The 10,512-nt window shown below is 54.4% G+C and carries 14 protein-coding genes and 1 tRNA gene; 3 read left to right on the top strand and 12 right to left on the bottom strand.

Translation table 11 applies throughout. The features are described from left to right. Nucleotides 1–62: 62 nt before the first annotated feature. The 11 genes from VHE58_08935 to VHE58_08885 form a co-directional block, all read right to left on the bottom strand. A complete protein-coding gene (locus tag VHE58_08935; protein ID HVS27402.1) occupies nt 63–650 on the bottom strand; it encodes a hypothetical protein in 588 nt (195 codons plus the stop codon). Nucleotides 651–736: 86 nt separating this feature from the next. Continuing rightward, nucleotides 737–1,231 carry a hypothetical protein gene (locus VHE58_08930; protein ID HVS27401.1) on the bottom strand — a complete coding sequence of 165 codons (495 nt, stop codon included), beginning with the start codon at nt 1,229–1,231 and terminating at the stop codon, nt 737–739. 211 nt (nt 1,232–1,442) lie between these two features. Beyond that, entirely contained in the window at nt 1,443–1,967 is a 525-nt protein-coding gene (locus VHE58_08925) for a hypothetical protein (protein ID HVS27400.1), read from the bottom strand. Nucleotides 1,968–2,364: 397 nt separating this feature from the next. Beyond that, nucleotides 2,365–2,703: a hypothetical protein gene (locus tag VHE58_08920; GenBank protein ID HVS27399.1), complete on the bottom strand. Its 339-nt coding sequence runs from the start codon at nt 2,701–2,703 to the stop codon at nt 2,365–2,367. A 75-nt stretch (nt 2,704–2,778) separates the two neighbouring features. Continuing rightward, a complete protein-coding gene (locus VHE58_08915; protein ID HVS27398.1) occupies nt 2,779–2,961 on the bottom strand; it encodes a type II toxin-antitoxin system HicA family toxin in 183 nt (60 codons plus the stop codon). Beyond that, on the bottom strand, nt 2,958–3,149 hold the full coding sequence (locus VHE58_08910) for a type II toxin-antitoxin system HicB family antitoxin (protein ID HVS27397.1): 192 nt from the start codon (nt 3,147–3,149) through the stop codon (nt 2,958–2,960). The genes VHE58_08915 and VHE58_08910 overlap by 4 nt, the downstream gene beginning before the upstream one ends. Nucleotides 3,150–3,307: 158 nt before the next feature. Continuing rightward, entirely contained in the window at nt 3,308–3,943 is a 636-nt protein-coding gene (locus VHE58_08905) for a hypothetical protein (protein ID HVS27396.1), read from the bottom strand. Nucleotides 3,944–4,258: 315 nt separating this feature from the next. Continuing rightward, nucleotides 4,259–4,486 (bottom strand): hypothetical protein, encoded by a 228-nt coding sequence (locus VHE58_08900; GenBank protein ID HVS27395.1) that lies wholly within the window; start codon nt 4,484–4,486, stop codon nt 4,259–4,261. Between the two features lie 6 nt (nt 4,487–4,492). Continuing rightward, the gene (locus VHE58_08895; GenBank protein HVS27394.1) at nt 4,493–4,729 is read right to left on the bottom strand and encodes a hypothetical protein; all 237 of its coding nucleotides are present in this window, start codon (nt 4,727–4,729) and stop codon (nt 4,493–4,495) included. 69 nt (nt 4,730–4,798) lie between these two features. Then, on the bottom strand, nt 4,799–7,039 hold the full coding sequence (locus VHE58_08890; protein HVS27393.1) for an AsmA family protein: 2,241 nt from the start codon (nt 7,037–7,039) through the stop codon (nt 4,799–4,801). Between the two features lie 29 nt (nt 7,040–7,068). After that, a tRNA-Gly gene (locus tag VHE58_08885) sits at nt 7,069–7,142 on the bottom strand. A gap of 45 nt (nt 7,143–7,187) precedes the next feature. On the opposite strand from VHE58_08885, the gene thiS reads away from it, so the two are divergent. From thiS to trmB, 3 genes are all read left to right on the top strand, one after another. After that, nucleotides 7,188–7,388, top strand: coding sequence for a sulfur carrier protein ThiS (thiS, locus tag VHE58_08880; protein HVS27392.1), 201 nt, complete (start codon nt 7,188–7,190; stop codon nt 7,386–7,388). Nucleotides 7,389–7,585: 197 nt separating this feature from the next. Further along, nucleotides 7,586–8,380 carry a thiazole synthase gene (locus tag VHE58_08875; protein ID HVS27391.1) on the top strand — a complete coding sequence of 265 codons (795 nt, stop codon included), beginning with the start codon at nt 7,586–7,588 and terminating at the stop codon, nt 8,378–8,380. 17 nt (nt 8,381–8,397) lie between these two features. Further along, nucleotides 8,398–9,090: a tRNA (guanosine(46)-N7)-methyltransferase TrmB gene (gene trmB / locus VHE58_08870; GenBank protein HVS27390.1), complete on the top strand. Its 693-nt coding sequence runs from the start codon at nt 8,398–8,400 to the stop codon at nt 9,088–9,090. Between the two features lie 179 nt (nt 9,091–9,269). Here trmB and hemW read toward each other — a convergent pair whose 3' ends face one another. Beyond that, nucleotides 9,270–10,346: a radical SAM family heme chaperone HemW gene (gene hemW, locus VHE58_08865; protein ID HVS27389.1), complete on the bottom strand. Its 1,077-nt coding sequence runs from the start codon at nt 10,344–10,346 to the stop codon at nt 9,270–9,272. Between the last annotated feature and the right edge of the window lie 166 nt (nt 10,347–10,512).

Below are 10,512 nucleotides of genomic sequence, written 5' to 3'. Positions count from 1 at the left end.
TGCCCCAACTATGGCACGGCGCTCGCCGCGCGTCCGGGTGGGGCGTGTTATTAGATGGCAACCTAAGATCTCTTCGCAAGGGCGGCGGCGTTCTTTGGATACGCGATTGTTCCGACTCCTAAGGCCTTTAACCTATCTTGTTTGGTGATTGCGTGAAAATTACTGTCGCTTGTCACAAAAACACCGCCACCATGCTTGATGTGACACCAAAGCCCTAAGACATCGCATTTGGCGTTTCGCCATATCTTGTCCATCGCATCGACAGGCAAGCCACGAGCCTTCGCATAGTCCACCCACATGAACTCAATGCTCGGGAACAGCACTGCATGAATGTCACTTTCCAATGTGTCCGTTTCATCAGCCATGATGCAGTGGTCCCAAAAGCAAACATCCATATACGCTAACGGGAGGAGAAGCTCTAGACCATCGAAGCCGATAGCCTTGAGTTTCTCTTGGAACTCCGAGAAATTTTGCGCATAACCCTTATTTCGCTGACGCTCGGACGCCCCGATGGCCGATACAGCGACATTGATGCCATTTCCATGGCGCGCAACGATCTCGCGAATGAAAGGTCCATCCGGCCGACCGTCCTCCACGTCGATGAGGCAATTCGTATCTAAGGTGAAGCGCGGCGCGGCAGCTGTTGCCATCTAACGTCGAAGTTCAGCGGACGGACGCAAGCGGTGCAAAGCGCCGCTTGTGGGTCCGCTGGAACGCCCTATTAGCAGTTTGCTCCTTATTTGCCGACGCCGTGTTTTTTCGCAAGCGAACTCCAAATAATTTCTGCGTCGAGAGTGCCTGATGCATCGTCTTTCTCCTTAAGCATTTCAATCGTAATAGTGGAAACTGGATAGTTCGCCGTTCCCACAAACCCAGTTGAATAACTAGTGGTGTTGACTTGCGCGGTATTCCCGTAGCCAGACACTGTACCAGTTGTGTAAGTTGATCCCGGGATGTAGAAGGATTGGGATTGTGAGGACTGTTTTTCGGTCAATATCCGGAAATACTTGTAGCCCTTTTCCTTAGTAATTTCTGAGGCTCTCATGATTGCAAAATCATCACACTCGCTTTGGGGAATACCGTATCCAGCATAAGAAACACGATAGACCCTCTCGTTAAGTTGGGTGTCCGAGTACCCCAGTTTCCACATATTGTCAGAATTGTGATAGCTCCTGCCTGTAGCGCAGCCAGCAAGAATAAGCACAAGGGTAAGCGAAATTATTTTCGTCATTTCTTGACCTCCTATGAACGGGTGCGCAGTGTTGTGGGCGCTAACGTTCGCATTGACCGGGCGCCGGAGCGCGCAGCGCGGAGGGAACCCAAAAGCGCAGCTTTTGGGCGGTCCGGTTGAGCGCGCAGTTAGATTGCGAGGTAAAGGCAGCCATGCGGTGATGGATTGACGGACACTGACATACAGTTCCACCGATGTCCTGACCGGTTGACTACCCAAATCTGTCGTATAACGCTTCCAGAATACTCGCGGCAGGCTTGTAGCCCCTACTCGTCACAAGGGCCACGACGCCGGTGACGAACAACCATCGGTGTAATAGATATTGAGCGGTGATCTTGTTACTTCTCTCTGAGATGGCCTCGTTAACTCTCGTCAGATTGCCTTCTACCCTCGTTACCAGCTCACTGATTGGTACGTTCTTGTTATCCTGGATGGAGAATATTTCACCGTCCTCTAGGAAGTTCGCCTTCTGAAGTTGGGACTTGTCTTGTTTCAGGTGAATCTGTGCATCGAAGAGTTGATATAGCTTCGGTACGAGTTCAAACCGGAAAAGCCCTATCAGTCCGGAAATCAGAAGGCAGAGCCAGCCGGCAAGTTCGATCGCGTCGGCTGCGAGAGGGCCATCGAAATCCGCCGTTTCCACCGCCAAAGCAAGTACCGTGAAGCACAAGGTCAGCACATAGAACTGGTGCTTGAGTTGGGTTTGCTGCGCTACCTGTGCATTCGTATCGGCCATTTGCGCATTCGCAATCTAACTAAAAATAGACACCAAAAGTGGTGCCTAATCCGGCAATTTTGCCTTTTGCTGCGTCATCCTGCAAGCAATTCAAGCCGTTAAGAGATTCAAGCGATTAAAATATCCAGTAGTGGGCCAATTCGATCAGAATAGGCCGTTCGCCCTGATGCTTCGACAAGCTCAACAGGCCTGTCCTGAGCAAAGCCTCCGTTCGGGAAAGCCTTCGACCACGCTACGCTAGGCTCAGGCCGAACGGCGGCTTTGTCGAAGGGCTCACCACGAACGGCTTTTTTATTTAACCCAATACCAAATATCCTGCACGGGTTCGAATCCTGTAAATCCTGTCTATTCTTGTTTTGTTGTCATCCGCGTTTATCGGCGTTCATCTGCGGTTCCATTAACTTTCCGTTAAGCGGCGGCGCGCCGCTTTTGCACGCGTCCGCGTTGAGCGGGTGGTTAGACGTGACCTCGCCTCACGCAGACGCCCAGATACATATTTGTGCAGCACGCTCGCTATTAGAGTTTGATAGGGCACTCCCTCTTCATAGGCCCGCGCTTGTATGTCCAATAGATCAGCAGCAGAAAGACGGATATTCACTCGCCTGCTCTTAATGAACGTAGCGCGCGCAGCCTCGCGAAGCACGCCTAGTTGCACCTTCGTCGGTCGCGCCGAAACCAGCGTGCCTTTTTCGTACGCACTAAGAATTCCTCGTTCGTAATGGTCAAGTTTCTTCATCGGGTTTCCTGCTTTCAAGGTAATCGCGTGTCGCCTTCCGGCTCGGGTAGTGTGCATCCCGTTTATGCGTGTTTTTCAAGGCTTCAAGCCAAGGTGCTTCTTGATGTGCCTGGCCAAGATGTTGTCAATCTCGCCATGACGAGGCACCGGCTGTTTCTGGCCGGTTACCGGATTGTGATAGATATCGTGGCGGCCGCCGTGCCGAAGAAACGTGCAGCCTTGTTGTTCGAGTTGGCGGATCAATTCACTGCGCTTCAAAGCGCAATTTCTTTCGTCTTGTAATCCTGCGGCACCTCATCCATTACCATTGACCGAAATGCGTCCTTAAGGTTTTCCTCCAGTTCTTCAATCGTCTCGCCCTGGGTCATGACTTCGGGATGTTCAAGCAACTTCCCCAGCCAGAAACGATCGCCTTTCCAGTAAACCATCGTCAATTTTTTGGCCATATGACCTCTTCCGTTGTAGATAGTTGTAGATATAGGAATAGTCTACTCCGCTGCATTCGGAGTTGCATAGCTTTGCAGATGAACGCAGACAAGAATCAAGCCGAACCGCCAAGAGGTTCCAGGAGCAAGCGAACTATAACGTTTGACATGAGCGGCAGCTACCGGCTTGCTGGTGGCTGTCCGCTCGATGGAAGGGTTAGCTGCCTTCTTGCCGCCTCAAGCTCGGCGGGCGACAACTGCTTGGTGAGAACGTAGCCGTGCAGGAACTTGGCGAGTATTGCGGTGGCCTCACGAAAGCACTCAAGGATTTCGACCCAACTGAACTCGGGGAACTTCAGGTCGGTGTCCGACACCTCGAAGGAGATAGTGTTGTCTTCGTCGCCGACGTTTGCTACGGAGTCGTAGATATGTGACCCCGAGAAGTGAACGTAGCCGGAGAGATTCTTGTAGACGGCGGGCAGCCAAGGGTACTCGGGTGAGCGCACCTCAACGAGGTGTGCATCGGATAGACGCTTTCCGTCTTTGTCTTTCATCTTGTCGATCCGTTCGCCCTTGAGAACGTGAGTTGCAAACTCGTGCGGCTTTTCGACAAGCCAGGCCGCGGAGAAGCGTAGCGACGTATCGATGTGAATTCGCAGCAGCGACCTCGCACAGACCATGTTCCATGATTCAATCATCATGTGGAACGCACGTGCGGTGCTGATGTTGCGCTTGACTGCACCGAAGGCCATGAGATCGAGCGGGAACATTGGGGCGCCCGCAGTTCCGAACACGCCGACCCCGAGCTTCAGCATTGCATCGCGGTCGGGTTCGACCTGTGCAAGTAGCGATCTAACTCGGTCGGTGTGTGAAGGAAGCGGCGCCGTCATGGTGTAGGCGGCTAACGTGTAATGGACACCAAAAGTGGTACCTAATCCGGCGAATTTTGCCTTTCGGTGCGTGATCCTGCAAGTAATTCAAGCAAACAACAGATTCAAATGATTAAAATATCCAGCACCGGTTCGAATCCTGTAAATCCTGTCTATTCTTGTTTTGTTGTCATCTGCGTTTATCGGCGTTCATCTGCGGTTCCAGTGCGGTTCTATTAACGCGTCCGCGTTGAGTGGGGGTTAAGCGGAAGCCAGCATCGCTTTGCGGATCGGCTGTGGAAGCTCAATCGGAGAGAAATAGCTTGCGGGATATAAGTAGTCTTCGCCTGATTCATCAATCACGCGAAGCTGCCTATGCTTTGCAGCCTCAGAATCAGGAAGGACCTGATAAATTTTCCTGGGCTCCAACGAAACTTCGTAGCCTTTGTTCTTTAGGCAAACGACAAATCTCTTAACTGATGTTTTCATAGTAGTTTAGTCAATGTAACGTTTGATCTTGAACTCTTTACGACCGATACCGTGAGCTTCGTACCAGTGTACCTCGGCCAGCCGAATAGAGCCATCGGAAAGCCGCACGCGAGTTGTCCCTTTACGTTTTTTCCATCGGCCGCGACCGTAAAACTTGCGCAGCCGTCCAATCTCCCGAATAGAAGAGCCAACGGCAAAAGTCTTTGTATCAGTAATCTCTCCAATGATTTCAAAATATATCAACTTATGCTTTCAAAGCGCTTCTATTCGGCGTTCATCTGCGGTTCCATTATGCGGTTCACACAGCGCTTGTTATTTAAGAAGCCCCTTGAGCTTGTCCTGCAGTTTGCTTTTGACCGCCTCTTCGGCTTTTTGCTTGACGACCTCGGTCGCGGCCGCGCCGAAATCCAGGCTGTACTGCGGCGCCTTGAACGGGCCGGACACGCGCACCGGTATGGTCACCCCTTTAAGCGAAGAAATATCCGCGCCGCCCTGGCCCTTGCCGCTCTCCACGATCGATGCTTTGGCAAGATAGTTCAGGCTGTCTTCACCGATGTTGATATCGCCGCTGCCCGTAAGCCGCAACAGCGGCGATTTCATGGAAAGATCGTCGTTGTGGGCAACGCCGTTCCTGATGTCGAAGCTCGCTTTGAGTTCGGTAAAGTCGGTCTTCTGCGACTTGTCCGCGGCCTGGGTTTGTTGACCCTTGAGCGCGCCGAGTTTGGATTTGAAGTTGCGTATCGTTTCGCCAATGTTGATGCCTTTCACCGCGCCGTCGGCGAGATTGAGCGCCGCCTTGCCGTTCAATGCTTTCTTCAGCGCGCTGACGGTGGCGCCTTGCGTGACGACATCCAGTGACAGGTTGCCCTTGCCTTCGAGCGCATCGTAATTCGCCGCGTCCTTGAGCAAGGGGCCGATGCTGATGCCCTTGAGGTTCTGTTTCACCGTGAATGCAGGGGTGGCCGCGGCATTGATGCCGATGCTGCCGTTGACAGAGCCCTGATACAGATTGGCGGCAAGCGGATTAATATCGATCTTGCCGTTCACCGCCTTGAGGTCCACGCGGACTTGTGCCGCCTTGACGTTGGCTACTTTGAGATTGCCCACCCGCAGGCTGCCGTTGGCGTTGAGATTTTTCAGCGCGGAGAGATCAATCGGCTTCTCGGGTTGATTGGTTTCGGCCGGTTTGGCTGCGGGTGCGGCTTCAGCGGTTTTCTGCGGCAGGTAGCGGTCAACATCGAGTTTGTCAATGTCCAAATCAAAATTGATGACAGGCCTGGCAAAACCGGCGACGCCCAGTTTGGCTTTCAAGGAGCTGTCTTCCAGTCTGCCGGAAAGAATGGCCTGCACGTGCTCTTTTGCCGCATCGATCGCGGCGCTGCCCTTGAGTTCGCCGGAAACGCTCTTGTTGGGAAGACCGGGACCGCTGACGGTGAAATTGGCGGCAATCGCGGGAAGGTTGAATTGCATGTCCTTGAGATTGCCGGAGAGCGGCGTGGAAAGTTTCGCTTTCAGCGTTTGCTCGCCCTGTTTTGCGTCGAGTTCCAGATTGATCGCACCGGTCTTGAACGCCTGCTGCGTGCCCTGCAGCGCCGACACGGTCAGATGGGCGGTAGCGTTGTTCTGGCCGCTCATTTTCGCCAGCAAAACCACTTTGTCGCCGGAAAATTTTTCCTGCGCCAGGTTGATTTTCGGGGCATCGAGGCTGACATCCAGATTGTCCTTGTCCTTGACGCCGGTCACGCTGAGCTTGAGCTTGTCGACGCTGAATTCCTTGCTTTGCAATTTGGCACCAACATTGCCTGCGGCGTTAATCGCCAGTTTGGTGATGCCCGCCGCTTCTCCCTTCAGCGCCAGATCAAACGCTTCCAGCAAATAATTTTGGCCCGCAAGATCAAATGTCAGCCGCGTCTTGAGGCGGATATTCAGATCGAACTTGGGCTGGTTGCCCGAGACGTTGAAAGCCGCTTCAATCTGCCCCGGCGTACCGTTGGCGATGCGTCCCGTTTTCAAATGGACATCGCGCAATGTGTATTTGGCGCCGGAACCCTCGTCGGTGTAAACCAGCGTGGTGTTTTCGATATCGACATGGCCGATGTCGAACTGGGGCGCACCCGGCTTCGCTTCGGCCTTGGCCCCAGGCTTCGCTTCGCCCGCGTTGATCAAATCGTCAATATTGGTGTGGCCGTCCTTATGCCGGATGAGATTCGCGCGCAGGCCCTTGACTTCCACTTCATCCACCACCACCTGCTTGCTCAGGAGCGGCATGAGCTTCAGTGATACGCGCGCGCTGTCCACGGCGGCAAACTCCTTGTCGGACTGGTGCTCGCTCAAGGCCAGCTTGGGCAGATTGACGCCGATGCTGGGAAAGAAAGAAAGCTTGATGTCACCATCGATTTTCAGCGTGCGCTGCTGTTTTTCCTTCACCAGCTGCACGATTTGCGGCTTGTACTGATTGGGATCGAATGTGGCGGCGATATACGCCACAATGGCCAGCACAACCACGACCAGGCCGCCCAGCGCGAAGAACCCGTATTTAAAAATGTTTTTCATAGTCTGAACCTTTTGGGGCAGTTATAAGCTGGAGCGGGTGATGGGAATCGAACCCACGTCTAAAGCTTGGGAAGCTTTCGTTCTACCATTGAACTACACCCGCGTGATAGAATTCCATTGTATCCAATTCATGGCAAATGACAAAATGATAGCGCTGACCATCAACGGCGAACCCCGCCATTTTGACGAGCGCCTCAACCTCACCCAACTGCTGGAAAAGCTGGAGCTAAAGGGCAGGCGGCTGGCGCTGGAAAGAAACGGCGAAATCGTGCCGCGCAGCCGTTTCAACGATGAAATTCTCCGTGACGGCGATCAGTTGGAAATCGTCATCGCCGTCGGCGGCGGGTAAAGCTTTAAACCGCAGAGAACGCAGAGAAAGGCCAACTCAATCTTTTAACCGCCGATGAACGCAGATAAACGCAGTCCATTCGATTTCATTCGGGATAAGTTGTGGTTTCATCGGCGACTATCGGCGTTTATCGGCGGTCAGGATTGATTAGTTTTGCCTTCCTCCGCGTCCTCCGCGGTAAAATATTCAATTAGACTATGGACAATTTGATCATCGCCGGCAAAACCTATACTTCGCGCTTGCTCGTGGGCACCGGCAAATACAAGGATTTCGCGCAGACCCGGGCCGCGATCGAGGCAAGCGGCGCGCAAATCGTCACCATCGCCATCCGCCGCACCAATATCGGCCAGAACCGCGGCGAGCCCAGCCTGCTGGATTTCATCCCGCCCTCAACCTACACGATTCTCCCCAACACCGCGGGCTGCTACACGGCGGAAGATGCAATCCGCACGCTGCGCCTGGCGCGCGAGCTTTTGGACGGGCATGATTTGGTGAAGCTCGAGGTGCTGGGCGACTCGCATACGCTTTATCCCGACATCGTGGAAACCTTGGGCGCGGCGGAGAAATTGGTCAAGGAGGGCTTCAAGGTGATGGTCTATACCTCGGACGACCCCATCGTGGCGAAGCAGTTGGAGGAAATCGGCTGTGTCGCAGTGATGCCGCTCGCATCACTGATTGGGTCGGGAATGGGCATTCTCAATCCGCATAACCTGCAAATCATTATCGCCAACGCCAAAGTGCCGGTGCTGGTGGATGCCGGCGTGGGCACCGCTTCCGATGCGGCGATTGCGATGGAGCTCGGCTGCGACGGCGTGCTGATGAACACCGCGATCGCCGCCGCGCAAAATCCGGTGCTGATGGCTTCCGCCATGAAAAAAGCCGTCGAAGCGGGGCGCGAGGCGTATCTCGCCGGACGCATGCCGAAAAAAATCTATACCGCCTCGCCCAGCTCTCCCGAGAGCGGCATCATCGGCCAAAACAAAGCCGCGTAACCGCCCCGCACTTTCCGATGAAACCGATAAGGAGTTACGTCCTGCGGCAGGGCAGGATTTCCAATGCCCAGAAACGGGCGCATGAAACCCTGCTGCCTAAATATGGCATTCCGTATGCCGCATCACTGCTTGATCTCAACCGTGCGTTTGGCCGCATTGCTCCGAAGATTCTGGAAATCGGCTTCGGCATGGGCGAATCCACCGCAACGATTGCCGGAGAGCATCCCGAAAACGATTACCTCGCTATAGAAGTGCACACGCCGGGCGTGGGCAGTCTGCTTAAGCAAATCGATGCCGCAGAATTAAGCAATGTGCGGATTATCCAGCATGACGCTATGGAAGTCTTGCAACAGATGCTTGCACCGGATTCGTTTTCCGGCGTGCATATTTTCTTTCCCGATCCCTGGCCGAAAAAGCGCCACCACAAGCGGCGCCTGATCCAACCGGATTTTGTTTCGCTCCTGTGCCAACGAATGAAAACAGGAGCTCATTTGCACGTAGCGACGGACTGGCAGAATTATGCCGAGCATATTCTCGCTGTGCTCGACGCCGAACCGGGGCTCGCCAATACGGCTGAAAATTACGCCTCACGTCCCGCCTACCGCCCGCTCACCAAGTTCGAGCAGCGGGGGTTGAAGCTGGGGCATCGGGTATGGGATTTAGTCTTTAAAAGAATCCAGGACATTCAAAATAACAACGAAGCGAATTGACATACCCCCTGTGAGCCGCCGAGCAGCGGAGCTTGGGCGGGAGAAGTCGGCGAGCACTGTCTGAGCGCGCAGCGCGAGTTGCGCAGCCGCCCGCCTAAGCGAGCAGCGCAAGGGAATCCAAAGGACGGCGAACCGGGGCGGCGTTTCTTTGGTGACTTTCTTTGCCCGGCCAAAGAAAGTCACCCGCTGCCGGGCGGTCCCGGCTCTTGGATGAATATCTGCAAAAGGTCATTTAGAAACCGCTGCCCGCGTAAAGTCGGCGCGATATTCCGGCGATCGCGAACGATGAGCCCGCGTCGTTCCGCTTCATCCAGCTCCCTTTGCACGGCGATGATCGGCAATCCTGTCCGCTCTTCAAACAAGCCGGCGGGAAAACCTTCGATGAGGCGCAGCGCATTCATCATGAATTCGAAGCCAAGATCACGGCTTGCGATTTCATGCTCTTCCTGCACCGGCGTGCCGAGGAGCGTCTGATTCATATACTCCTTCGGCTGCTTGTAGCGCATCTGGCGGATTATTCTTTGCGGCATGCTGATTTTGCTGTGCGCGCCGGCGCCGATGCCCAGATAATCGCCGAAACGCCAGTAATTGAGGTTATGCCTGGATTGAAAGCCTTCCCGCGCGAAAGCGGAAGTTTCGTAATGCCTGTAGCCGTTATCCGCCAGAGCTTCTTCTATCGTTGCCTGCATTTGCGCGCTCAACTCATCATCCGGCAGCCGCGGCGGATAACGATGAAACAGCGTATTCGGCTCTATGGTCAGGTGGTAGGCGGAAATATGCTGCGGCGAATATGAAATTGCGGCCTCGATGTCCTGAAGCGCTTCTCCCGGCATCTGCCCCGGCAGCGCGTACATCAAATCCAGATTGATATTATCGAAGTGCCTTTGCGCGATTTCGACGGCGCGGCGCGCCTCAAGATCATCATGGATGCGTCCCAGCGCTTTGAGGTGTCCGGGATTGAAGCTTTGGATGCCGATGGAAAGGCGGTTCACGCCGGCGGCGCGAAAAGCCGCGAACTTCGTTGCCTCAAAGGTTCCGGGATTGGCTTCCAGCGTAATTTCAGCGCAGGCATCGAGGGTCAATCGCGCGCGTACCGCGGTGAGAATAGCATCTATCGTTTCCGCGCTCATGATGCTCGGCGTGCCGCCGCCGAAGAATACGCTGTGAATTTTGCGGTCCCTGATTTGCGGCAGCACCGATTCCAAGTCCGCCATCAGCGCTTCTACATACTGCTTTTCAGGCGGCTCGGCGCGAATTTCATGTGAATTGAAGTGGCCGCGTGACTCGGCGTGCGAAGCATCGGGGCGGGAACGCGGCCGGGGCGACTTCGGTGATGAGCTAATCAGATGACCAGCCGTATCCCCCGACTCGGCGCGAATTTCATGTGAATTGAAGTGGCCGCGCGACTCGGCGTGCGAAGCA

Source organism: Burkholderiales bacterium, from assembly GCA_035543335.1.
In the GTDB taxonomy this organism is placed as follows: Bacteria; Pseudomonadota; Gammaproteobacteria; order Burkholderiales; family JAHFRG01; genus JAHFRG01.
The sequence above is the reverse complement of the archived record's forward strand: the minus strand, read 5'-3'. Positions and strand labels throughout refer to the sequence as shown.

Coding starts and splice junctions, on each gene's coding strand:
- VHE58_08920 (HVS27399.1), bottom strand. CDS start 2,703: ATGAAGAAACTTGACCATTACGAACGAGGAATTCTTAGTGCGTACGAA.
- VHE58_08890 (HVS27393.1), bottom strand. CDS start 7,039: ATGAAAAACATTTTTAAATACGGGTTCTTCGCGCTGGGCGGCCTGGTC.
- VHE58_08925 (HVS27400.1), bottom strand. CDS start 1,967: ATGGCCGATACGAATGCACAGGTAGCGCAGCAAACCCAACTCAAGCAC.
- VHE58_08905 (HVS27396.1), bottom strand. CDS start 3,943: ATGCTGAAGCTCGGGGTCGGCGTGTTCGGAACTGCGGGCGCCCCAATG.
- VHE58_08930 (HVS27401.1), bottom strand. CDS start 1,231: ATGACGAAAATAATTTCGCTTACCCTTGTGCTTATTCTTGCTGGCTGC.
- VHE58_08935 (HVS27402.1), bottom strand. CDS start 650: ATGGCAACAGCTGCCGCGCCGCGCTTCACCTTAGATACGAATTGCCTC.
- VHE58_08875 (HVS27391.1), top strand. CDS start 7,586: ATGGACAATTTGATCATCGCCGGCAAAACCTATACTTCGCGCTTGCTC.
- VHE58_08900 (HVS27395.1), bottom strand. CDS start 4,486: ATGAAAACATCAGTTAAGAGATTTGTCGTTTGCCTAAAGAACAAAGGC.
- VHE58_08910 (HVS27397.1), bottom strand. CDS start 3,149: ATGGCCAAAAAATTGACGATGGTTTACTGGAAAGGCGATCGTTTCTGG.
- trmB (HVS27390.1), top strand. CDS start 8,398: ATGAAACCGATAAGGAGTTACGTCCTGCGGCAGGGCAGGATTTCCAAT.